The organism is Neomoorella stamsii, from assembly GCF_002995805.1.
In the GTDB taxonomy this organism is placed as follows: Bacteria; Bacillota; DSM-521; order Neomoorellales; family Neomoorellaceae; genus Neomoorella; species Neomoorella stamsii.
In genome coordinates, this window is the sequence record NZ_PVXL01000040.1 from 93782 (window position 1) to 120181 (window position 26400).

30 protein-coding genes and 1 pseudogene are annotated in these 26400 nt (G+C 52.5%); 5 read left to right on the top strand and 26 right to left on the bottom strand.

Features of this window, described 5'->3' with window-relative positions; genetic code table 11:
* Positions 1-94 precede the first annotated feature (94 nt).
* The 4 genes from MOST_RS06780 to MOST_RS06795 all read right to left on the bottom strand — a co-directional run bounded on the left by MOST_RS06780 (position 95) and on the right by MOST_RS06795 (position 3949).
* Positions 95-799, bottom strand: a complete 705-nt coding sequence (locus MOST_RS06780) for a hypothetical protein (RefSeq protein WP_054938119.1) — start codon at positions 797-799, stop codon at positions 95-97.
* 155 nt (positions 800-954) lie between these two features.
* Positions 955-2028: an ACR3 family arsenite efflux transporter gene (arsB, locus tag MOST_RS06785; protein WP_054938120.1), complete on the bottom strand. Its 1074-nt coding sequence runs from the start codon at positions 2026-2028 to the stop codon at positions 955-957.
* 72 nt (positions 2029-2100) lie between these two features.
* Positions 2101-2490: an ArsR/SmtB family transcription factor gene (locus MOST_RS06790; RefSeq protein WP_054938121.1), complete on the bottom strand. Its 390-nt coding sequence runs from the start codon at positions 2488-2490 to the stop codon at positions 2101-2103.
* A 280-nt stretch (positions 2491-2770) separates the two neighbouring features.
* Positions 2771-3949 (bottom strand): putative sulfate/molybdate transporter, encoded by a 1179-nt coding sequence (locus MOST_RS06795; protein WP_083476828.1) that lies wholly within the window; start codon positions 3947-3949, stop codon positions 2771-2773.
* Between the two features lie 253 nt (positions 3950-4202).
* Here MOST_RS06795 and MOST_RS17060 point away from each other — a divergent pair, with 253 nt between their 5' ends.
* A complete protein-coding gene (locus MOST_RS17060) occupies positions 4203-4418 on the top strand; it encodes a DUF5320 domain-containing protein (RefSeq protein ID WP_153018183.1) in 216 nt (71 codons plus the stop codon).
* On the opposite strand, the gene MOST_RS06800 is transcribed toward MOST_RS17060, so the two are convergent.
* Complete coding sequence (locus tag MOST_RS06800) at positions 4415-4825, bottom strand: PadR family transcriptional regulator (RefSeq protein ID WP_054938122.1); 411 nt, start codon at positions 4823-4825, stop codon at positions 4415-4417. The genes MOST_RS17060 and MOST_RS06800 overlap by 4 nt on opposite strands.
* 110 nt (positions 4826-4935) lie before the next feature.
* Here MOST_RS06800 and MOST_RS06805 point away from each other — a divergent pair, with 110 nt between their 5' ends.
* Positions 4936-5418 carry a permease gene (locus MOST_RS06805; RefSeq protein WP_054938123.1) on the top strand — a complete coding sequence of 161 codons (483 nt, stop codon included), beginning with the start codon at positions 4936-4938 and terminating at the stop codon, positions 5416-5418.
* On the top strand, positions 5415-5957 hold the full coding sequence (locus MOST_RS06810; protein WP_054938124.1) for a permease: 543 nt from the start codon (positions 5415-5417) through the stop codon (positions 5955-5957). The genes MOST_RS06805 and MOST_RS06810 overlap by 4 nt, the downstream gene beginning before the upstream one ends.
* Positions 5958-5961: 4 nt before the next feature.
* Here MOST_RS06810 and MOST_RS17910 read toward each other — a convergent pair whose 3' ends face one another.
* The 19 genes and pseudogenes from MOST_RS17910 to truD all read right to left on the bottom strand — a co-directional run bounded on the left by MOST_RS17910 (position 5962) and on the right by truD (position 24083).
* On the bottom strand, positions 5962-6483 hold the full coding sequence (locus tag MOST_RS17910) for an aminotransferase class V-fold PLP-dependent enzyme (protein ID WP_083476829.1): 522 nt from the start codon (positions 6481-6483) through the stop codon (positions 5962-5964).
* Positions 6484-6503: 20 nt separating this feature from the next.
* Entirely contained in the window at positions 6504-6875 is a 372-nt protein-coding gene (locus MOST_RS06820; RefSeq protein ID WP_054938125.1) for a putative zinc-binding protein, read from the bottom strand.
* 18 nt (positions 6876-6893) lie between these two features.
* The gene (locus tag MOST_RS06825) at positions 6894-7139 is read right to left on the bottom strand and encodes a thioredoxin family protein (RefSeq protein ID WP_054938126.1); all 246 of its coding nucleotides are present in this window, start codon (positions 7137-7139) and stop codon (positions 6894-6896) included.
* 37 nt (positions 7140-7176) lie between these two features.
* Positions 7177-8346 (bottom strand): permease, encoded by a 1170-nt coding sequence (locus MOST_RS06830; protein ID WP_054938127.1) that lies wholly within the window; start codon positions 8344-8346, stop codon positions 7177-7179.
* Positions 8347-8494: 148 nt separating this feature from the next.
* Entirely contained in the window at positions 8495-11650 is a 3156-nt protein-coding gene (locus tag MOST_RS06835; protein WP_054938128.1) for a molybdopterin-dependent oxidoreductase, read from the bottom strand.
* A complete protein-coding gene (nrfD, locus tag MOST_RS06840; protein ID WP_054938129.1) occupies positions 11640-12833 on the bottom strand; it encodes an NrfD/PsrC family molybdoenzyme membrane anchor subunit in 1194 nt (397 codons plus the stop codon). The genes MOST_RS06835 and nrfD overlap by 11 nt, the downstream gene beginning before the upstream one ends.
* A gap of 15 nt (positions 12834-12848) precedes the next feature.
* The gene (locus tag MOST_RS06845; RefSeq protein ID WP_422879879.1) at positions 12849-13754 is read right to left on the bottom strand and encodes a 4Fe-4S dicluster domain-containing protein; all 906 of its coding nucleotides are present in this window, start codon (positions 13752-13754) and stop codon (positions 12849-12851) included.
* Between the two features lie 155 nt (positions 13755-13909).
* Entirely contained in the window at positions 13910-14593 is a 684-nt protein-coding gene (locus MOST_RS06850) for a response regulator (protein WP_054938130.1), read from the bottom strand.
* Entirely contained in the window at positions 14580-15116 is a 537-nt protein-coding gene (locus MOST_RS06855) for a hypothetical protein (protein WP_054938131.1), read from the bottom strand. Before MOST_RS06855 ends, MOST_RS06850 begins: the two co-directional genes overlap by 14 nt.
* Positions 15113-16063 (bottom strand): annotated as a pseudogene (locus MOST_RS17915) (substrate-binding domain-containing protein). The gene MOST_RS06855 and the pseudogene MOST_RS17915 overlap by 4 nt, the downstream one beginning before the upstream one ends.
* A 135-nt stretch (positions 16064-16198) precedes the next feature.
* A complete protein-coding gene (locus tag MOST_RS06870; RefSeq protein ID WP_054938134.1) occupies positions 16199-18322 on the bottom strand; it encodes a heavy metal translocating P-type ATPase in 2124 nt (707 codons plus the stop codon).
* An 11-nt stretch (positions 18323-18333) separates the two neighbouring features.
* Entirely contained in the window at positions 18334-18681 is a 348-nt protein-coding gene (locus MOST_RS06875) for an ArsR/SmtB family transcription factor (RefSeq protein ID WP_054938135.1), read from the bottom strand.
* 193 nt (positions 18682-18874) lie between these two features.
* Positions 18875-19219 carry an ArsR/SmtB family transcription factor gene (locus MOST_RS06880; protein ID WP_054938136.1) on the bottom strand — a complete coding sequence of 115 codons (345 nt, stop codon included), beginning with the start codon at positions 19217-19219 and terminating at the stop codon, positions 18875-18877.
* Positions 19220-19390: 171 nt separating this feature from the next.
* The gene (locus MOST_RS06885) at positions 19391-19648 is read right to left on the bottom strand and encodes a YkoF family thiamine/hydroxymethylpyrimidine-binding protein (protein ID WP_054938137.1); all 258 of its coding nucleotides are present in this window, start codon (positions 19646-19648) and stop codon (positions 19391-19393) included.
* Positions 19649-19854: 206 nt separating this feature from the next.
* Positions 19855-21066 (bottom strand): DUF401 family protein, encoded by a 1212-nt coding sequence (locus MOST_RS06890; protein ID WP_083476831.1) that lies wholly within the window; start codon positions 21064-21066, stop codon positions 19855-19857.
* A gap of 281 nt (positions 21067-21347) precedes the next feature.
* Positions 21348-21548: a DUF6485 family protein gene (locus MOST_RS17920; protein ID WP_054938217.1), complete on the bottom strand. Its 201-nt coding sequence runs from the start codon at positions 21546-21548 to the stop codon at positions 21348-21350.
* Positions 21549-21577: 29 nt separating this feature from the next.
* Entirely contained in the window at positions 21578-22063 is a 486-nt protein-coding gene (locus tag MOST_RS06900; RefSeq protein WP_054938138.1) for a flavin reductase family protein, read from the bottom strand.
* Between the two features lie 42 nt (positions 22064-22105).
* The gene (locus MOST_RS06905; protein WP_054938139.1) at positions 22106-22876 is read right to left on the bottom strand and encodes a pseudouridine synthase; all 771 of its coding nucleotides are present in this window, start codon (positions 22874-22876) and stop codon (positions 22106-22108) included.
* A 46-nt stretch (positions 22877-22922) separates the two neighbouring features.
* Positions 22923-24083 carry a tRNA pseudouridine(13) synthase TruD gene (truD, locus tag MOST_RS06910; protein ID WP_054938140.1) on the bottom strand — a complete coding sequence of 387 codons (1161 nt, stop codon included), beginning with the start codon at positions 24081-24083 and terminating at the stop codon, positions 22923-22925.
* A gap of 226 nt (positions 24084-24309) precedes the next feature.
* Between truD and MOST_RS06915 the strand changes: the two genes are divergently transcribed.
* Both MOST_RS06915 and MOST_RS06920 read left to right on the top strand, forming a co-directional pair.
* Positions 24310-24663: a cupin domain-containing protein gene (locus MOST_RS06915; RefSeq protein ID WP_054938141.1), complete on the top strand. Its 354-nt coding sequence runs from the start codon at positions 24310-24312 to the stop codon at positions 24661-24663.
* A 217-nt stretch (positions 24664-24880) separates the two neighbouring features.
* Positions 24881-25321, top strand: a complete 441-nt coding sequence (locus MOST_RS06920; protein ID WP_054938142.1) for a Uma2 family endonuclease — start codon at positions 24881-24883, stop codon at positions 25319-25321.
* Here the strand turns inward: MOST_RS06920 and MOST_RS06925 are convergent.
* Positions 25271-25654 carry an AAA family ATPase gene (locus MOST_RS06925; RefSeq protein ID WP_054938143.1) on the bottom strand — a complete coding sequence of 128 codons (384 nt, stop codon included), beginning with the start codon at positions 25652-25654 and terminating at the stop codon, positions 25271-25273. The two genes, MOST_RS06920 and MOST_RS06925, sit on opposite strands and share 51 nt — an antisense overlap.
* A 47-nt stretch (positions 25655-25701) precedes the next feature.
* Positions 25702-26400, bottom strand: coding sequence for a hypothetical protein (locus MOST_RS06930; protein WP_054938144.1), 699 nt, complete (start codon positions 26398-26400; stop codon positions 25702-25704).

Below are 26400 nucleotides of genomic sequence, written 5' to 3' on the forward strand. Positions count from 1 at the left end.
CCCAGGTAAGACCAAAGTAAGAAGTGGGAATTTAAAATAAGAAGTGGGTATTTGAAAAGAGGCAGGAAGCTGCCTCTTTTTTGAGCCATATAGTTTAGAAACCGTACCTGCTTGTTAATAAAACAGTTATTATTATAGCAATGGCGCTTATAATCACACCGGCTAAAGTATTCCTTTGACTCCTGCTGTACTCATGTAATTCCTGATGCAGTAAATTCAGCCTTTCCTCAAACCTGCTATATATTTCTCCCATTTCCTGGCGTAATCGGTTTGATTTGCTCTCCAAACGGTTAAGATCTTCTTTCATTTCCTGGCGCGACTGATTCAGTCTGCCTTCCAGGCCGTTAAGCCCGTCTTTAGTTTCCCGACGCACCTCATTGAATCTGTCTTCCATGCTGTCCAGTCTTTCTTTCATTTCCTGGCGCGTTTGATTCAATCTACTTTCCAGGCCGTTTAGACTTTCTTTCATTTCCTGCCGGGATTGATTTAGATTGCCTTCCAGCCCGTTTAGACCTTCTTTCATTTCCTGGCGTAAATTATCCAGTTTTACATCGATTTTCTTATCCAATTCGGCTACTTTTATATCTATTCTTTGGTCCAGGGCTGCTATCTTTCCCTCTAAACTATCTTTTATCCCATCGATGCGCTGGGATAAATTGTCTATCCTCAAGGAGAGGTTGTCCACCCGCTGGGCAAGGTGATAATAACCGAATTCCGCTATCTTAGGTTCCACGCCTTCCGAAGTCGCGGCAATCTCTTGCCTGGCGCCTTCTATTATCTCTTTTTCCGACATGGCCATCACTTCCCCTCTCCTTTCTGCTATTATTTTAACACTTTCCGGAGGGACCAACAAGCAAAATTTACCTGCCTGGTTCCTCGCAGGGTAATATGTCAAAAGGGAGGCAAATGCTTACTGCCTCCCTTTTCCTCTTCATTTCCCGTCTTATTTCCTGTTTATTTCCTCCTCGGTACAGCTCCATAGTACCGCCGCTGGAAGCTCAAGGCCACGTTCACCAGGCCGATCATCACCGGCACTTCAATCAAGGGCCCGATAACCGCCGCGAAGGCCTGGCCGGAATTGATGCCGAAGACGGCCACGGCCACGGCTATGGCCAGCTCAAAGTTATTGCTGGCGGCCGTAAAGGAGAGGGTGGTGGTTTGCTCATAGTTGACCCCCAGCCGCATGCTGAGGAAAAAGGAAATTAAGAACATAAGGACAAAATAACAGATTAGGGGAATGGCTACCCTGACCACATCCATGGGTAGAGAGACGATATACTGCCCTTTCAGGGAAAACATAACGACAATGGTAAATAACAGGGCGATTAGAGCCAGGGGGCTAATTTTGGGGACAAAGGTTTTCTCGTACCATTCTTTCCCCCTGGCTGGCATGAGGGTAAAGCGGGTGATAACGCCGGCCAGGAAGGGGATACCCAGGTAAATGGCCACGCTGGTGGCCACCTCGCCGATGGAGACGTGGACTTTCATACCCTGCAGGCCAAGCCACGTAGGCAGGAGGGTGATGAAAATATAGGCATAGACCGAATAAAAAATGACCTGGAAAATGGAATTTAAAGCCACCAGGGCGGCAGCGTACTCGGCATCACCCCGGGCCAGGCTGTTCCAGACAATGACCATAGCAATGCATCGCGCCAGGCCGATCAAAATGAGGCCGGCCATGTATTCCGGGTAATTGTGTAAAAAGATAATGGCCAGGATAAACATCAACACGGGGCCAATAATCCAGTTCTGAATGAGGGACAGGGCCATTACTCTGCCGTTGCGGAACACCTTGCCCAGTTCCTCGTACTTGACCTTGGCCAGGGGCGGGTACATCATGATGATCAGGCCGATGGCGATGGGGATGGAAGTTGTTCCCACCGACATCCTGTTAAGGACATCCGCTACCCCGGGCACCACATAACCCAGGACCACGCCGAAGGCCATGGCCAGGAAGATCCACAGGGTCAAAAAACGGTCCAGCAGGGATAACCTGGCCACGGGCTGAAAGTTATTTGCTGGTGCCATGATTTAAATCCTCCTCATGTTATTAGAGGTGAGAGGTAGAAAGTGCGAAGTGGGATCATCTGATCTCTTTCCCTAACGGTCACCGTCTTTACTACCCCTCTTCTGGGGCGGGCGGCAGGCAACCTTGGGGTTCTCCAGTAGCTGCAGCAGCTTATGGTAGTCGGCAGTAAACTCTTTCTTTTCCGCCAGGGGCACATCCAGATAGGCCAGCCAGCCCTGGAGGACAGCGGCCAGTTTTTCTTTATTAAGGTGGTAAAATACCCACTGGCTCACTTTTTCCTCCCAGACCAGGTCCGCTTCCTTCAGGACCCGCAGGTGCTGGGAGATGGCCGGCTGGGTGATGCCCAGGATCTCTTCCAGCTCGCAAACGCATAGCTCCTGTTCGGCCAGCAGGGCAATAATCCGCAGCCGCAGGTGCTGGCCCAGGGCTTTAAAGGCCTTTTCCCACTCCTTTAAAGTCACCCTCTTCACCCCCTTGGATAAGTCATTAGTTATATAATATTGGGCTAAAAGAACTTTGTCAAGTAGATTTAAGCGTCAAGCTTAATTTTATCAGTCGGTGGCCAACCCGAAAGAACAAAGCAAAGGAAAACATTCTCCATTTTTATAGATCGTGGAGGGGGGCGTTAGCCCCCCTTAGGGGGCTCATTTAAAAATAGGCTTTTGCTATCATTTTCATCCACCGTGGGTGCCACCAGCCGGCGTGAATGCCTACTGATGTTCCTCTCTGCCCTATAAGGCCTCAAAACCTTACCCATCCCCTCGCCAAAGCTTCATTTAACAATAAGCCCACTACAAAAGCCACTCCCATATTCCACATCGCAAAACCCGCCGTGACCAGCGTAACGTAAAATTCCTGCCTGCTAGCAGAATCAGGTTTCGCCGTTAAAGCCAGCTCCGCCCCAGCAAAAAACAAAATCACGCCCAAAATGGCCGGGGGGAACAGCTGAAAAAGTATATTTACCCCATGATTAAAAAAGAGGGCAACTACAATAACCAGGGAGCCCAAGATAACCAGGGCTCCGCCGGTCCGGGCACCGAAACGTACGTGGCCGGCCATTCCTCCCGCTCCATGGCACATGGGTACCCCGCCAAAAAAAGGGGCCAGGAGGTTCATTAAGCCCGTGGAAATGGCAATTTTACCCTCGGTGATACGCCTCGCAGGAAAGAGCTCGTTATTTTCCGCCACGATAGCAATAACGGCATTACCCAGAGTCAAAGGGACTTGCGGTAAGGCAAGGAGCAACGAACCCCTGACCAGTTCGGGCCAGGTGAACCGGGCCAGGGTGAATTGCGGCAGGGATAAGCCTATACTTTTCTTTAAATCTACTATTAGCACCGGGTTAGCTGCAAGGCTGGTGCCAATTCCTAACGCCAGCAACAAAAACATGACCGGAAATTTACGGTTACCCAGCAAGGTAAAGGCCACAATTAGCGCCACAGCCGCTAAGAAGTAATTTGTAGCCATGGAACGGATGCCTTCTACCATAAATGTCAAGCCCAGGCCTAGCACAATACCATGGACAACTGGTTTTTTGGCCAGGGCCGCCACCCGGTCAATAATGCCCGTCAGCCCCAGAAATAACCATACCAACCCTGTAAAAAACCCGGCACCCCATACGGCTGCGGGTGTAAAACCTCCGGGCTGGGCAACAGAGCCAATACCGATGGCCTTCATGGGTTGAATGGGTATAGGCGTCTTATAAAAAAAGCCGGTAATGATCTTGGCCAGGCCAAAGGCAAAAAGAAGGCCGGCAGGATCCATCTTTAAAATGGTTATGTAGGCCAGAACAAAGGGAATAAGGGTACCCAGGTCACCAAAAGCGCCAGCCCACTCAAGCAAATCATAGCGATTACCGGCTAAAAAGGAGGCTGCTTCTTTTTTTATGAGAAAGCTTGCCTTTGCTTTTTGAAAACCCATTGCTAAAACACCTCCAACAAGACGTTATGACTAAATAAACATATCGCTAATAAAATCATTCGCCTCTATAAACGTAATATCCTTCCTCAGGTGCCTTTTTTGCCCTTTATATCCAGCCTTGCAAATAAACCTGTAGTTCTTTCATCAGACAAAGACACCGTTGACAATTACATCCTGGAGGTTGTATAATATAATTAAACTTATATATGCCAACGACATATATAAGCTAATTACAGCATGGGGGGGATTAAATATGTGCCAGTGTCACCACAGTCATGGCTATTACTATGGAGGCCATAGCGGTCACCAGGGCGGGTGCTGCTGCCATGGCCATCACCCCGGGGGCTTCCACCGTCACTATCTAACTGCAGTGGAGAAAAAAGACCGGCTGGAAGCATACCTTAAGGAACTACAGGCCGAAGTAAAAGCCGTGGAGGAAAGGCTGAAGGAACTGGGCGAAGGGGCTTAATACCCCTTCGCCGCATCCGTGTCGTGCCCGCTAAAAAGTTTTTCATATCGCGCCAGGAAAGTTTCCAGGGCGGCTTTATTGCGCCGGATGGTCACCGCCCAGTCATGGAGGTAATCTACCCCTTCCGGGGTTATCTCATACCGGCGGCGGGCCGGTCCCGGGCCGCTGGTCGACCAGTGGGACCGCACCAGGCCTTCTTCCTCCAGGCGGCGTAAGTGGCGGTAAACGGCCCCGGCATCGGGAACGCCTTCCCATAATCCCAGGCGGTTCATGCTTTCCATCAGCTCGTAACCGTGGGTGGATTTCTCATAGAGCAGCAACAATAAGCAGGGCTGCAAAAAGCCTTCCATGCGGGCACCGCGACAATCGCAGCGACTGTGATGCCCGCCTCGTTCATAACCGCACATAGATACACTCCCTATCTGCTATTTACATATGTGTGTTAATATCCAGTAATAGGATAAACCAATAATTCCATCCCGTCAACAAGTTGCTTAACAGATAAAGGAGAGATAACATGTTTACCCTGCTTCTTTACCTGCTGGCTCTGGGTGGGCTGTTAATTTCTTTTGGGAAAGACCGTCATAAAACCCAGCTGGCTTTAATGAAAGGCTGGAAGGCCTTTACCAACATCTTACCTGACTTTGCTGTCGTCCTGGCCCTGATAGGGATCATGCTGACTTACCTGTCACCTCATACCATTGCCGCCTTGCTGGGCAAAAACAGCGGTTTCCCGGGCATGCTGGCCAGCTCCATAGTCGGCTCCGTTACCCTTATTCCCGGGTTTGTCGCCTTTCCCCTGGCCAAATCTTTGCTCGACCGGGGCGCTGGAATCATGCAGATGGCTGTCTTCGTTTCGACCTTGATGACGGTGGGCGTCGTCACCGCTCCCCTGGAAAGCAGGTATTTTGGTAAAAAAGAAACTATCCTCCGTAATTCTTTGTGCTATGTCTTTTCCTTTATCGTGGCTATTATCATCGGGATGGTGGTGGGAGCATGAACTTACTTAATTTAATTAAAACTTACCGCTACTTTTTATTAATCATTCTCTTTGACGTGGTAATAGCCTTCTTTCATCCAGGCACCGGCTATACAATTTTTAAATACACCGCCGGTAACTTTGCCGAGATGCTCTCCATTATCCCGCCGATTTTTCTTCTCCTGGGCCTGCTGGATGTTTGGGTACCGCGGGAAACGATTATCCGCTACCTGGGTGAAGGCTCCGGCCTAAAGGGCATTGTCCTAAGCATAGTCCTGGGGGCGGCCGCCGCCGGACCCCTTTACGGCGCCTTTCCGGTGGCCGCGGTCATGGCGAAGAAAGGCACTAAATACAGTAACATTATCATTTTCCTCTGTTCCTGGTCGACTTTAAAAATCCCCATGTTCCTGTTTGAAATGTCTGCCCTGGGCATAAAGTTTGCCCTGACCCGCTGGCTGGTCAACATCCCCGGGATACTGGCGATTGCTTATATTATCGACCGCCTTATAGGTGCGGAAGACAAAGCGGAATTCTACCGGCGCCAGATGGCAAATCCATAGCGGCTTACCCCAGCAACCCCTGCAAAGCGTTAAACCGTTCACTATTTTCCTCCTCCGCCAGGGGCGGGCAATCCGCCAGGGCGTTTTCACCGCTCAGCAACCTGGTGGCAAAAGCCAGGCAGGTTAACTGGCCGCACCGGCGGCAATTGGTCCCGGGCAGCCATTTATATATTTGCAGCGCTGTAGGTCCTTCCTTCTCCAGGGTTTTCAAACAGCGCCAGACGGCATTATGTTCCATAGCCGTAGTAATGACATGATCGCCGGGGTTCAACCAGCCCTTGAGGACCAGGTTGATTGCCTCGGTGGCGTTGGTGGCAAAAACGATGCGGGTGGCGTCATTAATGTTAAATAACTTCCCCAGTAGCCGCCGGCACTGGAAGACTATCTCTTCCGCCGCCAGGGCGCGGCGGTAGCCGCCCCGGCCGGCGCTGGCTCCTATATTCTTCATAAAATGCTCCATAGCCTGCCAGACTGCTGCATAGCTTTCACTAAAGCTACAACGTGAGAACAGGGCTACGGGCAGCATAGCAACCCGTGACCCCGCCATTAATATCCCAGGGATTCTTTTACAGCCTGCACAACACGGTCCAGCTCTTTGCCCGTCCAGTTAAACTCATGATTCTTCTGGATTCCCAGCCTGGTCACCATAACATAGTCCGTCACCGGAAAGCCGGCATGCTCCACAGTTGCTTTCGCACAGCCTATAGGGCAGCCGTCTATCGCCACAATCCTCCTGGCCACCTTGGTGGACTCAACAATGCTCTGCACATGACCGCCCAGCCCGGCCAGGCAAAACAACTTGCCCGCGCCTTCTTGATCCAGCTTTACCGCCGCCTGGTTGGCCAGCTGGCCTACGTTCGAACCTCCCGCGCAGGGAAAGAGCATAATTTCCGCCGGTTCGCAGGTGCATTTCGCCATTACCAGCTCATCTCCCGTTTACTGGCTTATTTCCTCCTGGATCCATTTCTTGATCTCTTCTTTGTCGGGCACCCGGCCGAACACTTTGAGCTTGTTGTTGACCACCAGTCCTGGCGTCATCATAACCCCATAATCGGTTATCTTGTTGAGGTCCGTCACTTTTTCCACATTAGCGGCCACACCCATTTCCGCCAGGGCGTTCATCACGTTTTGTTCCAACGCCTTGCACCGGGCACATCCCGTACCTAAAACTTTGATTTCCATGACCATCCATCTCCTTTTTCAATTTTTTACTTTAATTTTAGCCAACCAGGGCTCCAAATACCATCCCCGTTAAGGTGGCCATGATGACTACCAGGGAAACGTAGGCAAAGGTTTTCTTGAACCCCAATACGCTGTTGATAACGAGCATATTGGGCAAACTCAAGGCCGGGCCCGCCAGCAGGAGGGCCAGGGCCGGCCCCTGGCCCATCCCGGACCCTATAAGTCCCTGGATTATCGGTACTTCCGTCAAGGTGGCAAAGTACATAAAAGCGCCGACAATAGAAGCGGTAAAGTTGGCTAACAGGCTGTTGCCCCCTACTACCATGGCGATATATTTAGCGGGGATAATACCGCTATCGACGTTGGGCCTGCCCATCAGGAAGCCGGCCACCAGCACGCCCCCAAAAAGGAGGGGCAGGATTTTAATGCTGAAATCCCACGTAGAATCCACCCAGGCTGACAGTTCTTCCCGCTTAAACCAGGCCTTTAAAATCACCGCCAGGGCTAAGAGAAGAGCGAAAACTAAATACCATTTGACACTGTATACCGCATACCAGAAGCCCGCTTGTTCTGCCGGCTTGCCCCAGGCGGCAAAGACAAGGATTAAAATCAATACCAGGAAATAGATAACCGTCTGCCCGAGGGTCCGGGGTGGTTCTTTTTCCTCCGGCATGAGCAACCCTTTGGCCCGTTCCTTTTCTTCGCCCCGGAAGAGAAGAGCCATAATTAGGCCGATGACAACCGAAAAAACAACCGCTCCCAGGGCCCTGCCCAGGCCGATCTGCCAGCCGAGCACCCGGGCCGAAAGGATAATGGCCAGGACGTTAATGGCCGGCCCGGAATACAGGAAAGCTATAGCCGGTCCCAGGCCGGCGCCGCGCTTATATATCCCCATGAACAGGGGTAAGACGGTGCAGGAACAGACGGCGAGGATTGCTCCCGACACAGCTCCCACTCCATAGGCTGTAACCTTGGGGCTTTCCGGTCCCAGGTACTTCATGACAGCCTGGGAAGAGAGGAAATTGCTCATGGCCCCGGCGATGAAAAGGGCGGGTACCAGGCAGAACAGCACGTGTTCCCTGGCGTATTCCTGCAGCATGTAGAAGGCTTCCAGGATGGCACCCTGCATCCTGGGATGCTGGAAGGGCAGGAAGTAAGCCGCCAAAAACACAGCGACAATTAATAGCAATTTTGCCTGCTTGCTCATAGAATACATCTCCTCTTATGTTATTCTATTAGTTTATTATAATTTAACTATATATTAGTTTAGAAGCAACTAATGGTTTTGTCAAGAAGGAACAAAAAAAGCGGGGAAGGGCTCATCGCCCATCTCCGCTTCTTAATGAGGAACTTTCTTATACTTTCTCCACTTTAACCCGCGTATCGTAGAAGGAGGCGCTGCCGCCGATGGGATCGGTCAGGCACGTGGTTTTCATACGGGTGTCGAGGAGCAGCACCGGGTTGGTGCACAGTCCACCCCTGCGCCGGGCGTCGCCTTTAATGACTTGGCCGTCGATAACTACATCCCGGGCGCCGTAAGCCCAGTGGCCGTAATGCCAGGAAGCAGCAATGACACCCGGTCGGATGCCCTCGATAAGTTTAACCTTACCCTGCACCGCCTCGACGCCGGCCGGGCCCAGGTCAAGTTTACCGTCTGGATTGGTTCGGGAAATAAGTTTTACCATATCGCCGTCGCGTAGACCCAAGCGCGCACCGTCAGAGCGGTGCATCAAGATAAAGTTTTCCGGTAAAAGGGCTACCTGTCCCCAGTAATTGCCGATAGTCCGGGATTGCCCTCCAAAAATTTCTTTAAAGGTAATGAGCTGCAGGGGATAATCCGCATCCTTTACCGGCGTTCCGTCGCTGTTGCTAACCGGCTCCAACCGGGGCACGCCGCCGAATAGGCGGCCCGTAATGCTATCCCGCGTCGTTGCCACGGGCTCGACATAAAGGTTTATTAGTTTGCCGAAGGGATGCTCGACGTATTTGCCGGCAGAGCCAGTGCTCTCTTCAAAACGGCCCCCGCGGTTGAGGACATAAACGGTTTTGCGCCAGCGGTCTTCGCCCACCGCCCGCCGCCAGGCGGCTTCATTAAAGACGGCCGGCGGCAAATGGCGGCGTGCTTCTTTAAATAACGCCAGTTCGCTATCGTCGGCATCGGGGACTTCATCGCCGGGCTTGTCGCCGTAGGCCACGTTGGCCGCCGCCTTGAGATAATAATCTTCCGGTCTTTTAAAGTCCCAGCCAGGCGCAAAACCGTCTTTGCCATAACCCGGCAACCCTAAAGCCTCCGCTATGGCCAGCATCACCGCTTCCACAGAGATCGGCATCTCCTCCCCGAAAACCCTTACCGTTTCCGGTATGGGGGCGGCGATGGGCTGGCGCAGCTTGGTGGTTTTGGTAGTCGTGGAGGGCGGAGCCCCCAGAAAGGCCCAACGCTCAAGATAAGTGAGGTCAGGGAAGATATAATCGGCATACATGGAAGTCTCGCCGATGACAATATCGTCGGCGATAAATAACGGTATGCGCTCGGTATCGCATAAAATTTTAATCTGTTCCGCCCCGGCCGGCGCCGCCAGGACCGGTGTGCCCATATGCAGCCAGAGGATTTTTATGGGATAAGGATAACCCGCCCCGGCCGCCGGGATTATTTCCTGATACACGTCGGAAGTCAGGGGATACCATGGCCTTTCCGCCGGGAAACCGTTAAACAAAGTGCTGCGGTCGTAATAAGCGCCTTCACGGGTAAGCTTGATCCCCCAAGGGGTTATCTTCCCGCTGTGCATCTTACCGAGGTCAAAGGGTTGACCCGGCTTGCCCCCGCCGGCAGCCCAGGAACCGCCGCCGGCAGTCAGCCCGCCACGCCAGTCCATATTGCCGATGAGGAGGTTAAGGATGATAATCGCCTGGGCGGTGTAATAGCCATTGGTGTGCTGGACGGCCCCGCGGTAGAAGTCAATGGCGGCCTGTTTGCCGTAGCTAGTAAATTCCCTGGCGAGATTAACGATCGCGTCGGCCGGTACACCGGCCTCGGCAGCCAGTTCTTCTAGGGATTTGGAGGCGGCTTGTTCTTTAAGGATCGTCAAGGCCGATTTGACCTTCATGCCGTTAACCTCGGCGGTAACAAAGAGATCGCCTTCCACGGGATTGTCTTTGTTCTCGGGATCAACGGCTACCAGTTGACCGTTACGCGATACAACGAAGAGATTCTTACCCTTATCGCCGTCAACTAAACCGGCCTCATTTGCCCGCAGGAAGGCTCCCGGTTGGCCGTCTTGGTCGATTTTGACCAGCCAGGTGGCGTTGGTCCACGATTTTTCCCCGTCCTGTTCCGCAGCGGCCCGGTTGGCATTGGCCAGGGCTTTGCCGTCGTAACGCTCGTTAGCCAGAATCCACTGGATCATCCCCAGGGCCAGGGCCAGGTCTCCGCCCGGCTTGACGGGTATCCACCAATTGGCGTGGGCGGCCGTCTTGGAAAAACGCGGGTCGACGACGGCTATTTTTAGACCCTTTTCTGCCAGGGCGCGGGTAATTTGCTCGGCCATGGGCGTAGGACCGAAGTTGGCCTCAAAGGCGCCGGTACCCCAGAAGATGACAAACCGCGACCAGCGAAAATCAGGTTTCATGTGGTTCGGTCCCGGCGACCATTTGCCGTCGCTGTACTGGGCCGTGGCCCATTTATATGCCACGTGATGGCTCTGCTCGCAGATGGTGGTATGTTCGAACCAGTTAACCGAACCGAAGCTGTTGAGGACAAAACGTTTGGTCCAATCGCTGCGGCCCGGCTCAATACGGCCGGCCATAAAAATGAATTGATTGTTTTTCGGTCCCAGGTCCGGGTGGTCTGGATCCACGAGGAGATCGAGATTGGCGGCGTGTTTGCTTTTAAAATCGGCCAGGGACATTTCCTTCCCGGCCACTTTCGCCGCATCTTCGGCCAGGGTTTTAAAGACGGCCGCGTCTTTAGCCACAAAGACGTCCTTAAAACCGGGAACGACTCGATCTTCGCCGATATCGGAGAACAGTTTACCGCCGTTCACAATCTCTTTAACGGCCTGCTCAAAGGAAATCGTCTTCCATTTATTAGAACCGCGGGGGCCGTTACGTTTAAGTACTTTGACAAGGCGATAAGGATCATAGAGGGTTTGGACGCCCGCCTGCCCCTTGGGACACAATTTGCCGTCGACTTTCGCTGCCGTTTCCGGTGGCGTGTTATAAGGAAGCTGGGGAAAACAATTAATGGGGCTATAGGGGTTGCCGTCCAACTTAACCACAAGGCCGTTGCTGATTTTGCCCTTGATAGTACATTGGGTATTGCACTGCAGGCAGACACCGTAAATCATATTTTTCGCCTTGGCCAGTTGGTAATCTCCCTCGCCGGTATCCTGCCCGGCCGCCGCCGCAGTTCCGCTGCGGCCCGTTAACATAGCTCCTTCCGCCGCCAGCAGGGTGGCACCCCCCAGCAGGGCGGTAGTTTTTAAGAATTCCCTCCGTCCCATTTTAGGGCTCATCGACCACACCTCCCGTTCTTTTGCCTGGCAGCGCCTGAACCTTGGTTACCGGTAGAATTGCTATTCCCAGCAAGAAAATAGCCGTCCCCAGAGCTATAGTAAAGAGCGTCACCAGCCACTCATTCAACGTCGGTGCATAAATATAGTTCAATTTGGCTTCAATATAAGCCTTGGGCAGGGTAGGAAAGAGGGGCACTTCCAGGCCCGGGATGACAATGTTATAACGCACCCCCAAAAATCCCAGGACGATCAGCAGGGCACCCCACCCGATTCTGTTGGCCGATGGGTTTTTACCTGTAAGAAGCACTATAGGAATAACCGCACCGATTAAAAGATGCACCAGCCAGAAAACCCACCAATTGCGACCAAAAAGGATTAAATGGTACGGTAGAGAATGGGCCGGAGCGGTGGCATAAGTTCCCACTATAAACTCGGCCAGTTCGAATAACAGATCGATAAGCAACAAGCCGACGACCACGCGCGCCAGGAATTTTAAGGCACCCTTAAATTTCTGGGAAGTTTTGTCCGGCCAGACAAATGCCACAACAAAGGTCAGCAAAGCCGAACCGGATGACAGAGCGGAAACCAGGAAAAGAATAGGAAAGAGGGAAGTATTCCAGTACGGCCGCGCCTGGACCACGGCGAACAACGTGCCAACACCGCCGTGAAAGGTGACGGCCAGGGGTATGCCGATAATGCCTAAAATCTTGAGTATCCTTTTATCTCTGGCGCTCATTTCCTGTGAAGGGTTTGCAATCAAGTCACCGCGTAAGGCGAAAAACAGTTCGGCCAGGAGAAGCAAAAAATAGGCAGTATAAAGCCACACCATCCAGGCCATAGCCGAATGGAAATTGGGGCTGGCAAAAACCCGCCAGAAACGCCCCATCTGCCCCAGGTCAAGCCAGATGGTGACCAGGGCGGCGATTAAAGTGGCCAGAGCAGTCAATAATGCCAAACGTCCCAGGGATTCGATTTCCTTGATACGAAAAACATAAACTAGCGTCGAGAGTAAAAAAGCGCCGGCCGAAAGTCCTATTAAGAAAATATAAGTAGCCACCCACAAACCCCAGGGAATGGGACTGGAGTAACCAGCAGCCGCATGACCGAAAGCCAAGCGTTGATAAAGACCGATGCCGCCGACAACTAAAGCCGCAACCACAAACAACCACGTGGTCTTTTTCACCTTCATCACCACCTGTCATGTTAAATAATAAACTTTAGGTTCGGTGCCGAATTCTTCCTTTAAGCGCATAACGCCTTCCCTGGCCAGCAGTTCCGCCACCAGGCTGCCGGGATCGTTAAGGTCGCCGAAATTAGTTGCGCCGCCAATGCAGGTGGTGACGCAGACCGGTAAAATACCTGCCTCGAGGCGATGCAGGCAGAAAGTGCATTTGCGGGCATTGCCGATGGGCGAGTGGCCGTGACGTCGCGGCCATAGTTTGCCATATTCCGGGGAGGGGTCGCTTTCATAGGGTTCCATACGTGGCGTGTCCTCGGTATAGAAAAGGCCGAAATCAAAGGAGCGAGCTCCATACGGGCAGGCCGTCAGGCAGTAGCGGCAGCCGATACATTTGTTATAATCGATGGCGATAATACCATCAGGCCGTTTATAGGTGGCTTTTACCGGGCACACCGCAACGCAGGAAGGTTCTTCGCACTGCATACACGGGCGCGGCAGGAAATTGCGCCGCACATTGGGATAACTCCCCCCTTTTTCCTCCATAACCGGACGGTAGACAACCCCGGGAGGGAGATGGTTTTCGGCTTTACAGGCCACGGTGCAGGCCGCACAGCCTACACACTGGCGAAAATTGATGACCATGCCCCACCTGCGCTGTTCCACCGGCTTGGCTAGGGCCCGTTGCAAATCTGCCTCCATGCGGAGAATTTTATTTTGCCATTCGCCCTGCTGCGGCCATGTCTTAACACCTCCCACGTTACTGCCATCACCAGCGGGTAAAGAAGTCGCCGCCTCGGCCTGCACCGGTTTGCCATTAGTTACACCTAACAGGACGGTGCCCAGGACCGTCGCCGCCACCGTGCTTTTGATCATTTCCCGGCGACTTATTTGCCTGTCCGCCTTTGTTCCATCATTAGCCAATATTGTTCCTCCCTTCCGTTAGTACTCCTAAAGTTCGGTGTTGCTGTAATCTCTATCACAATTGTCTTTCATCTCCTTGCCGAGGCCAATCAGTACCAACCCTGAAATTAAAAAAGCCTAAGGATTTTCCCTTAGGCATAAAACTTCACCTTTATATTTTATTCCCTGGGTATCAGCCCCTGCTGCAAGGCATAACGGACCAGTTCCGCCCGGCTGTTGCAATTGAGTTTCCTGGTCATATTCATTTTGTGAGTTTCTACCGTTTTTACACTTAGGGACAACATTTCGGCGATTTCCTGGTTGGTATGGCCTAAAGCCACAAGGCGTAAAACTTCTATCTCCCTTTGGGTTAGATTATTGCCCTTCCTCGTCAGGTGAACGCCTTCGTGGGCCCCACCAGCCTTCGTTCCCTTTTGCAAGGCCTCGATTAAAGTCCTGGCCACTGCCGGATGGATGAAAACGCCACCGGCGTTTACTACCCTGATGGCCTCGATTAAGTCATTATCGGCAGCTCTTTTGATAATATACCCAGAAGCTCCAGCCTTCAGGGCCTTTTCTACATATTCGCGCTCTTCATGCATTGAGAGAATGATTACTTTAATCGAAGGCATTTCGGCGATAATTCGCTGGACCACGGTAAAACCGTTGCAAAAGGGCATGCTGATATCCAAAAGGAGTATATCCGGCATAAGCTTCCTGGCCAGACGCAGTGCCTGGTCACCGTCACCGGCCTCTCCTACCACCTGCATATCCGGTTCGGCATTGATTAAAAATCGTAAACCGGTCAAAACGACGTTGTGATCGTCGGCTATGAGCACTCGGATCTTTTTAACAGGTTCCATTTCTATCACCTCCGCTCCGACCTGCAACCGGAAGTGGGATATCCACATAGACGGCGGTGCCCCCGCGCACCACTCCCAATTGGCCACCCATGATAGGGACGGTCGCTTGATGAATTAATCCCTCATCGGTAGCCAAAATTTTCTGGTTTTCTATTTTTGTCGCCACTGCTGGGTTGTATGCCAGCAAATCTATGGGAAAACCGCCTACGAAGGTATGGGACAAGACCCTTCCCCAATTATCCTGGATGAAAATATAGCGAATATCCTCGCCGCTGGTTTGCATATCCCGCAACATTTGATGCAAGGCGTAAAGGTCACCGGTTAAAATAAGTTCGGTGCTTTGGGCCGCTACAGCCTCGGCCGTGGTCAGGGCCCGCTGATCAAGCTGCCGACTTAAAGAACCCGCCAGGATGACTCTGGTTTGCACGGTCATGGCCAAACCCATAAGCAAGATTATCGTCAAAACTAAAAATAACACTTTATGATGAAAACTGCCGCCTATTTTCGCCCGGAACACCCTCACGGATAACCCACCTTCCGGGCAATCTCGCGAACGGGATTATAGGCTTCATCCGTAATGGCCACAAAACGTTCAATGCCCAGTTCCGCCAAAATCCTGCGACCTGCCTCTGTTTCATGCATTTTTAAAAAGGTCGAGGTGATTTTTTCTTTAAGCGCCGGGTCTAGGGTCGGTCGCATCACCACCGGCGGTGACATGAAATCTTCCGATCGTTGCACAACCTTTACTTTGGCAATAATTTCGGGATGTTTTTTGGCAAATGCTGCAAACACAAGGCTGTCGACGGCGGCTCCGTCAACCAAGCCGTCAGCCACGGCCCGGATGGACTTGTCGTGGCTGTAGGTAAAAATATAGTTCCGGAAAAAGGTTTCCGCAGTCTTTCCCCTTTGCGTTATATAGTATAAGGGTACCAGCCGCCCGCTCATGGACATGGGATCGGAAAAAGCAAAGCGCTTACCTTCAAGATCGTAAAAATTCTTGGCCGGACTGGAAGCGGGAACAATAATGTACGAAGCATATGCCGCCCGTCCGTCAAATTCCGGAGCCGCCACCAGTTCCATGCCGAAATCGCGCTAGCCCTTGACGTAAGCATAGGTGCATACAAAGGCTACATCAATGTCCCCTGAATTCATCAACAAGTTTACTTCCGCATAGGTGGGACGGGTAACAAATTCAACAGGATATCCCAAGCGCTCTTCTAAATATCCGGCTAAATCAGTATAGGCCGGGTATCCTTCTTCCGGAGAAATCACAGGAGCGGCGGCCAAACGTAGGGGACGTTGCAAGTCTCCCGGTTGGGCAGAACCATTGTAACTGGCTCCCGGATAGTCGCTGCGTAAATCGTTGAGTTTTATTATCCCTTCACGGTTTGTTTTAGCGCATCCTGATAACAGTAATATGAGCAAAATAAACGCCAGGAATAAAATTAACTTTGACCGCCCGGTGGACATCAGTACAGCCGCCCCCCGATGCAACTTTAAAACAATTATAGCATAATTAATAAATCTGTACCTCTCTCCCGTCGATAAATAATCATTTTCCCTGGACCGGCGGTTTTAACGCCGGACGGCCAGAGGTGGCAAATGTTAAGCCTGTTCCGGCGGGACAGCCTTGCCGCCATACCACAGTATCCTAGTGGCGTTGAAGATAGCTGCTAGCGTGACGCCTACATCGGCAAAAACGGCTTCCCAGATGGTGGCCACGCCAAAGGCTCCCAGGATAAGAAAGAATCCTTTGACGCCCAGGGCCACGGCCACATTTTGTTTCACGATCCGGGCTGTATGCCGGCTAATTTCCACAGCCGTGGCCAGTTTGAAAGGGGCGTCCTCCATAAGGACCACATCGGCGGCCTCGATGGCGGCATCACTCCCCAAGCCGCCCATGGCCACCCCTATGTCGGCCCGGGTAATAACCGGGGCGTCATTGATGCCGTCGCCCACGAAGGCAATTTTCCGGCGGCGGTCAGGCAGAGCGGCCTGCAATTCCTCTACTTTCGCCACCTTGTCTTCCGGCAGGATCTCGGCAAAATAAGCGTCGACGCCCACTTCTTCAGCCACCCGGCGGGCCACCGCCTCCTCATCGCCGGTAAGCATCACTATTTTCTTTATACCCAGCTCCTTAAGCCTGGTAATAGCCTCCCTGGCATCGGTTTTCACCTCATCGGCAATGACGATGTAGCCGGCAAAGGTGCCGTCAATGGCCACGTGAACACCGGTGCCTGCCACGCTGCATACATCGTGCGCGATCCCTTCCCGGTGCATTAAACGATCGTTACCGGCCAGGACCCTTTTCCCGTCGACCACGGCGCTGATGCCGTGGCCGGGAATTTCCTGGTACTCGCTGACCCTCTCGGAGTCAATCTCCTGCCCGTAGGCCACCCGGATGGACTGGGCGATGGGATGGCTGGAGTAGACCTCGGCGGCAGCAGCTGCTGCCAGGAGTTCATCTTCCTGAAAACCGTTGGATGGAACCACCTGCGTAACCCGGAAAACTCCTTTCGTCAGGGTACCGGTTTTATCAAAAACCACGGTATGCAGCCCGGTCAGGGCGTCCAGGAAGTTGGCGCCCTTGACCAGGATGCCCTGGCGCGAAGCCGCGCCGATGCCACCGAAGTATCCCAGGGGGATAGAAACTACCAGGGCGCAGGGGCAGGAGATGACGAGTAAAACCAGAGCCCGGTAGACCCATGTCGAGAAGGTAGCCCCGGGCAGGACCAGGGGCGGGATGACCGCCAGGGCCAGGGCTCCCAAGACCACTGCTGGGGTGTAGTAACGGGAAAAGGCAGTGATAAACTGCTCCGTCGGGGCTTTACGGGCCGCGGCGTTTTCTACCAGCTCCAGGATACGAGCCACAGAGGATTCGCCGAAGGGCCTCGTCACTTTGACGGTCAGGAGGCCCTGGCCGTTAATCATCCCGGCCAGGATTTTTTCACCCTTTTCCACCTTCCGGGGCACGGCTTCCCCCGTCAGGGCCGAGGTGTCGACAAAGGAAACGCCCTCCACCACCTCGCCGTCCAGGGGCACTCTCTCGCCCGGCTTGACAACAATAGTTTGACCCACCTCTACCTCCTCCGGCCGTACCTGTTTTGTTTCCCCGTTTAGCTTCAAGTTGGCGAACTCCGGCCTGATATCCAGCAGGGCGGCAATGGAACGGCGGGAGCGATTGACAGCCCGCTCCTGGAAATACTCGCCTACAGCATAAAAGAGCATCACCGCTGCCGCCTCGGGTAGCTGGTGAATGGCAATGGCGCCAATAGTGGCAATGGTCATCAGGAAGTTTTCGTCAAAAAACTGGCCCCGGGTCAGATTGCGCACCGCTGTCGTAAGCACCCGCCAGCCTACCAGGAAGTAGGAGGACAAAAGAATCGTATACTCGGCCCACGAATAAGGAGTGCGATGAAGCGATTCGTTAAAAATAAATCCTACCGCCAGGAAAAAACCTGCGGCTATAAGGAGATAGAGCTGTCTTTTCTCTTCCCATGCTGCTTCCTCCTCAGCCACAGGCCTCTGGTTGGTAATATCTATAATATTCACGCAGGGTTCGACCCGGGCGATGACCTCCCGGGCCGCCGGGAGCAGTTCCGGGGGCAGGTCTAAGCTCTGGTTGGCGAAGTTAACGGTAACCTTTTCTAAGCCTTTAACTTTACGCAGTTCTCGCTCAATCCTGGCAGCGCAGCTGGCGCAATCCAGTCCCTCCAGGGTGTAACGCATACCTTGGCCTCCTATCTCCCCTCAGCAAAGTGGGCCTGAGCCTCACGGATCAGGTTTAAGATGTGCTCATCATCCAGCGAATAATAGACCATCTTGCCGTCCCGGCGATACTTGACCAGGCGTAAAGCTTTCAGCAGGCGCAGGTGGTGGGAGACGGCAGGCAAACTCGTGTCCAGGAGCGCTGCCAGATCACACACGCAAAGTTCCTGGTGGGCCAGCAGATAGAGGATTTTGGTCCGGGTTTCGTCCCCGAGGACCTTAAAAAATTCCGATAAACCGGCTACATCCAGCACCTTGTCCTTCAGGTGCTCAAGGTGGCCGGAAGGACAGAAGCTATCACAGAGGTCATTATTAGGCAAGGATAATCACTCCAAACGATTAATCAATTGTTTAATTGTAGTATATTTATCTACTCCTTCAATGTCAAGCTCAGGAAGTTCAATTATCGCACTACGTTTTATAATTCTTGGAGAAAATAGAAAAGGAAGCTTATAGCTTCCCCCGCTACATATCTTTTGCGGTAGTTACCCGCACCAGGGGTTGCAGCCCGGTCTAACTTCCCTTCCTTTCATCTTTACCCTGTAGCCCCTGCAGTTCCGCCATGGTGGTGGCTATCTCCTGGGTCAAAATACCGCCCACCAGGTCCAGAACCTCGAAGATTTCTGGGTGCTTGACCCGGTAGAGAACCTTTAAACCTTCTTTGCGGGTAATGACAATGTCCTCCTTGCGCAGCACGGCCAGGTGCTGGGAGATATTCGGTTGCTCCAGTTCCAGGTCTTCTATAAACTCGCAGACACACTTCTCCCCCTGGCGCAGTTGTTCCAGGATCCTCACCCGGGTCGGGTGGGCCAGGGCTTTAAAAAATTCCGCCTTCAGGCTGTAGAGTCTCTCAGCCAATGAATGTCCTCCTTATATGCGAATTCATGCATATATTAGTTTATGCTCTAAAATCTGGTTTGTCAAGGACCAGGGTCCAGCCGGGTGGTAAACAGGCTTCCGGCAATTTACCGAAAAAAGAGGCCTTCTGGCCCCTTCTACTGACCCTACAAACGGGCGTTATGTCTTCACTTAGCCTCTGGCCACCTGGCAGCCGCAGCGGTTGGAGACGGTCATGACCAGGACTGCCTCGTACCGGTCCGCCGCCACCTGGAAAAGCTGCCGGGCCGCCCGCCAAACGGCCTCCTCCTCACCGCGGATAATGGTGCTCATGGCATTGACCTCTACTTCCACCCCGCTCTGCTCCAGGGCCGCTACCGCTTCCTTAATTACCGGCGTATAGGCGGCCGTCCCCAGGGGGTAGAGGGACAGCTGGCAGGCAAGGAACATAACCTCAGCCTCCCTTCAATTGTGGCTAAGTACCAGGCTTCCTTTACACTCAGTTAAATGTAACTAAAACAGGTAACCGGCCTATCTCCATACCCTCTCCGCTTATACTCCGATTTATGAACCATTGTATCATAAAGTCGGATTTAATGCTACTTGTTAGAGAAAATAACACTAACACCTGAACGACAGAGCTGTTCCGCTGAGGGTTACAAGACCAGATACGCGGCGACAGCTACCGCCAGGAGTGCCGCCTCCGGGCCAACCATCATCCTGAGCACCTTGCGCAGGTCGGCCTTGAAGAAGTCCACGGTGAGAGCCAGGCAGAGGTGCATGGGGGTTAACATGTTCCCGGTAAAGCCGGCTATAAAAATGAATACCGTCAGGGGCAGGCTCATCTGGCCGCCCACAGCAGCCATGACAATGGGAAAGGCAATCCCCACATAGGCTACCGTCAGGCCGGTCAGCATGCCTACCAAGAAGCTTATGAGGCCGAAAATCACAAATTCGGACACCGGCAGCATGGCCAGTAAAGAAGGCAGGCCATCGACCGCCCGGGTATCTACCAGTACCTCCTTGAAGAGCATTACTTCCCACACCAGCAGGAGGGTCTTTACGGCTATGGCCTCCCGGCACAGGTGCCAGAATTTCAGCGGTGTATAGCGGTGCCGCACCAGCAGGAAAAGGAGTACTACTCCCACCGCCAGGCCGACCTCCACGTGGAAAACCAGTACCAGGGCCACCACCACCAGTACCGGCAGGATGCTGAGGAAGAGTTCCCGGGCCGGGGTGTGGTGACCGGCCGGTACTTCTTCCCTTACCTCATCCTCCGTTTCTATCTTTATTCGCCTGAGGGCCGGGATACCCAACAGGATTACCAGCACCCCATAAGGAGCCAGGGCAGCAATCAGGTGGGGTAAAGGGATCCCGCTGAGGCGGGAGGCCAACAGAACCCCGGGGTAAAGGGGTAGGAAGTACTCCCAGATATGACGGTAGTAGTAATTAATAAAGCTCTTTTCTTCGGCAGCTATAGCAGTACGCGCCGCCGCCTGCCCCACCAGGGGAGCGGAAAACAGCGCGCCCCCTGCCGAAGGCATAAGGCCGATAAAGGCCGGCAACAGGGCCATCACTAGCCGCCGGTTGCGTATGAGGCCCCGCAGCCCTTGCAGCATCCTCTCCAGGTAACCCTGTTCACCCAGGAGGTGTTCAAAAAGCATGATGAGAGCCAGGATAATCTCCAGCTCCAGGGTAGCGGGGCTTTTGGTGGCCTGCCAGGCCATGCCCAGGAAAGCAACTGGACCGGTGTGGTAAAGGGCGGCCAGGAGGAGCGAGCTGCCAAGCATCACCGGTCCCAGGGGCGCCCGCCGACCCAGGAGCACCATCATTATCCCGAACACCAGCAACAGCTTGAGTCCTTCCAATGTTGTCTCCTTCCCCGTACAATCAAGTTATCACTAATGATAATCACGCCGCAACAATAAATCAAGGGGTATTACTCCCAGGGAGTAGGATATTCCGGGCACCTGTCAAGGGAAGAAACCCTCATGAATGGCGTCACCCCTGCCTGGCAGCCGGGATGGCGGAGTTTATTAAGAGGCCGGAAATTTTACCGGTTTGAGGAAAAATCAGAAGTAAAAAGACGGGGCTGAGGCCCCATCTTTTCCTTCTACCTTCACGCCAGGTTTGCCTTTCGTTTGTGAAACTAGGCACGGCTATTATAGGCTATAAAGCGTGCAATGCTGCGATCATAAGTTCTTTCTATTTCCGGTGGAAAGAAACAGCCAGGCAGCTCTCCATATTTCCGGTGATAGGTTATACATTCGCAGCATTTACCCTTGCGGCTGCAGGGTTGATAGGTACAGGTGCACCTTTCCATATTGGCCTGCAGATTGCACTGCGCCATTTTCTCACCCCTTACCGGTTCCAAACTCTTTACCGGCTCCAGCGGGTAATGTTGTGTTCATAGTAGAGAAGGGGTTTTTTATCGCCGCTGACATTGGCCGCCGCGACCTGGCCGACAACAATCACATGATCGCCGCTTTGATAGTGACCAGAGACCTTACACTCCAGGTTAGCCAGGGCGTCTTTTACCCTGGGAGTGGCAACCACCGCCGCCGGTTCGGTAGCCAGACCAAGTTCCTTAATTTTATCCACGTTCCGCCCCGAATGGGTGCCGCAGAAGACGGCAATATTCTCCTGGTCCTCGGCCAGGATGGAAAGAACAAACTCCCCGGCAGCATCCAACAGTTCCAACACATAGCGATCGGGGTGCAGGGCCACCATTACTTGGGGCGGGTTGGAGGATTCCTGGGTAAACCAGGCCACGGTGGTCAGGTCGTGCTTCTCCCCGTGTTTAACGCCTACCAGTCCGCAGGGGCAGGCAATTTTACCCAGGGCACGGGTAATATCGCTGCTCATAACGGTTCAACTCCTTCCTGCCAAGGAAAAGTTTCCTAACGTTTATATTTTAGCTGAAAACAGGTCGGGAGGCAACGTTGGCGGGTTTAATTCCCGCAGCTTGCCGATTTCTTCCGCCGTCAATTCCCGGTACTCCCCGGGTTTTAATTGTTCGTCCAGCACCAAAGACCCCATGGCAATCCGCTTGAGATAGGTTACTTTCTTGCCTAGAGCAGCAAACATACGTTTTACCTGGTGATATTTTCCTTCATAAATGGTGAGTTCAACCTCTGCTTCCGGTCCGGGGCAGAGAATCTTTAACTCACCCGGCATGGTACGGTAACCGTCATCTAAGATTATCCCCTGGCGAAACGCTTCCACATCTATTTCTGTAACCATTCCACAAACCACGGCATAATACGTTTTTGGCACATGTTTTTTGGGTGACAGGAGCTGATGGGCCAGCTTGCCGTCATTGGTAAGTAAAAGCAATCCCTCGGCGTCTTTGTCTAAACGCCCGACAGGAAATGGATGAAAGGCGCGATACCGGGGAGGGAGCAGGTCAACTACTACTTTCGCCAATCTATCTTCAGTGGCAGACAGGACACCCTGCGGCTTATTTAACATTAAATAGATGTACTGTCTATACTCTAAGGGTTCGCCGTCCACGTCAATGTGATCACGGCCGGGGATAACATGTAATCCCGGCTCTCTGGCCAACTCGCCGTTGACCTGCACTCGTTTTTCTTTAATCAGCTTCTTAATCTCTTTACGCGTACCAAACCCCATGTGGGTCAGCAATTTATCCAGGCGCTGCCGCTCTTTTACCGCCATTTTTCTTACCTCACCGCTGTTTCCTAAACGCTGGCTATGCCAGTCATCATGGCATGGTCAGCCTCTTGATAAGCATTGTACCGTAGCTCCCCCGCGGCAGTTTGAAAAAAAGGCGGATTTTCTGCCTGCCGGGGTAAAGGTCATCAGGCTCCGCGGGCTGCAAATGAAAATCGCCGGGAAAAACTACGGCTTCCCTGGGCGTCGACTTAAAAAAGGCCTGCCGGACTTTACGCAGGTTGAAACTGCTGCGCTTGATACCTCTTTCCTCCATGATGGCCACAAAGAGCTGCTCGGTGCGGGCATCGGGAAACTCCATGCGGCTGGCAGCCAGCGGCAAGAAAAGGGACTTCAAACAGGCAAGCTCTTTTCTTTCCAGGCGCCGGTAAAAAAGGTAGGGCCCGGCTACTCCGGGTACGGCCACAAGATCAAGCCCCAGATCCTGCAAAATCCTTCTTAAAAGCTCGTTAAAGAGAAAACTCTGGTAGGCCGAAAAAAGTAGCGAAAGCTCTTCTCCGGGGATCATCTGCAAAGCCTCTATGTAGGCCTTTGGTTTCTCTGCGAGCAAGGAAAACATTCTACTTTCCATGGTGGTTTTAGCCCGAGAAAGGCAGGTCGCCCAGTCACCCCAGTGCTCGCGGAAAAAGAGCTTGCGTTCCCTGGCTTCTTTTTTTTCTTCCGGGTAAATACCGGTAAGGTAGATCTGCAGGCTGCCGTTATAGTGCCTCTTCAGCAGCCTTTCGGCCATGAGGCCCATCTGGCGGTCCATGCTGCCGAAACGCTGGTCGTCGTAGTAATTAGGATAGCCGAAACCCCGCACCTCATCAACCCGGCGGGTGATGCGGGATACCTCTGCTGCGCTGAGGGCGCGGAGGGTGATGGCAAACTCGTTTCCCTCCAGGAGGTCGGGCCCCATGGGCCGGTCCATATAGCCAATGCTCCGCAAGGAAAAGTTTTTGTCTTCAGAGGTTAAATCAGCGGGATGCTTTACCGTAACGTATTGATAGGTATGGGCATGCCTGTCCTTCAAGCCCCCGTAAGCAAAAAGGCGGTAGGGAAGGTCATGGGCCCTGGCAAGGCGTATTAAAAGATCAATGGTATTCCAGCCCTTCTTTTCCAAAAGGTACAACCGGTAAGGACCCTTTTCCCGGGCAGGGAGGCGGGCCAGTTCCCTTACCACGAAATCCTCGGGGGTCACCTTTAATTTCATAGCCTTACTCCTTATGCCTGTTTATCGCCTCCTTAATATGTACCACAATCCCTACCGCTTTGCAAATGTGCCGGACCGAAAACCAGAGTCGGGACACCATTATTACCACTTCCTGTATCTTAAAGCACCAATATTTAAAAAATTATCCTTGCTCCCTAATACCTTCTCAGGTAAAATAAAGAAAAAGCTGGTAGATAATATAATTTTGCAAAGGAGGATATATTGCATGATAAGAAGAGCTCAGGAAATGAAAGAGGAAATAATTACCGGTTTAAGAGGTGGCAAAGGTAACGTCGCAATGGTTCATATACTAGAAGAAAGCAAAAATGAGTTCAATGGCAAGGGACGACTATTTGCCCGGTTAACCCTTAAACCTGGTGCATCAATCGGCTGGCACCAACATAGCGGCGATTCAGAAGCTTATTACATACTTAGCGGCCAGGGAATAGTAAATGACAACGGGACGGAATCTATAATTAAGGCAGGCGATATGGTTCTAACAAAAAATGGTGAATATCACTCGATAATCAATAACGGTGAAGAAGATCTGGTTTTCATCGCGTTAATTTTGTTCGCATAACTGCCCTTGATACCGGAGCCCCGACCCATCAAAGTAAAGAGTTCGTTGCGGGACTCCGGGCTAATGTATTTGCCGCCGCCCGGCCTCAGTTTCGCGCTGCAGGCGCGCCAGCACGGCAACGACCCGGAGCTCGCTTTTGCCCACCTTCATGCTGTCCGCCAGGCGGCTGGCGGCATCTGGAATAGACTTTCTCGTCTTGAAAGGGGGTACGAAACAGGTGGATACCTTGGTGCAGGAGGCAGCTTTAACTTACGATACCGGCAAGCTCTTACCGCCAGGCAAAATGACTTTCGAGGAGTTCCTGGCATGGTGCGACGAGGACACCTGGGCAGAGTGGGTGGACGGGGAGGTCGTGGTCTTGGCGCCAGCAGCGAGAAAGCACCAGGACGTTAAGGGTTTCTTATATAGCTTTATACGTGAGTTCTTATATTACAAAAAAACTGGACGAATTCTGGATGCCCCCTTCCTGGTGCGACTGCCGGAAACCTTACGCCGGGGGCGCGAGCCCGACCTCCTTTACGTCAGTAACAAAAGGATCCACCTTTTAAAAGAAACCTACATGGACGGCGCTCCCGATTTGATCGTTGAGATTACTTCTCCCGAAAGCCTAGCCCGGAACAGGGGCGCTGCGGTCATGCAGGCCCGCCATTTCATTTAAACGGGTTTTACCATGGGCAATAGCCCTCAGCACAGCAAAATAATTGGCCGGTTCCCGCAGTTCCTGCATAAGAAGAAAACGAGGTTCTTCATAAAGGAAAGTGCCCCGGCGTAACACCCGGCGGGCAATGCCGGCAAAAAGATCATCTTCATCCATAAATTCCAGCAGGTATGCCGGTACTCCACCGAGCACGGCGTAGGCTTCCACAAGCCATAGAGAATCCCTCCCCGGGAAAAAGCCAGCAATATTGTGAAAATGCAGGGGCTCAATCAGGTATTGCCCGGTGCGCCTGCCATAGAGAGCACTTTTATATCCCAGAACCCCCCTCTCCATCACCTCCACATAGGAACCACACAAAATACATATTACCCCAGTATTCCTCAATCCCTCGTCCCAGACTTTCTGCAAAATGGAAGGAATAGCCGGATTGGTTTCCATAAGATAGGGAAATTTATCCAGCACCACGAACTAAGGTCAACATATCTAGTGTTGGTATCAATATAGTTTTCTTGCTGCAACTTATCTTCCTCGATGTGTATATACCTTATAATTTCTTTCGGGAATCTTTCACAAAAATCTTTCACAATTCGCTCACTAACATGGAATGGAGCCTTGTAATCTCCGTAACGGTCGATAAAGGCGTGTGGTTCAGAAAGAAGTTCTTCTCTCCTAAGGCCCAATTTGCAAACCGATTCTTCAAATTCACTAATGATTATTAGGTTTTTCTCTATTGCCTTCCACCCGAAGAAGATAAGCTCCTCGCCAAACAATTCGGCGATAGCCCCGAATACTTCTCCAGCAGCCTTATATATAATTGACCCTTGGACATCACCGGAAGCTGTTACCGCATTCAATAGCCTCCGTTCGTCATCACAGAATGCATTTGCTTCCTCCCATGGAGCGACTAGTCGACTTTTGGGGACCCACTCTTCGAAGCCCTCGTATTCACCATCGAGGTAGCGGATTCGCCCCTTTTGTGATCGCGGTGGCCCCTCTTTTACAACTATTACAGGCACAACTGGTTCACCTAGCATTCGCGCACGTTCTCGATAAGCATATCGCTGTCCTACGATTGCCAT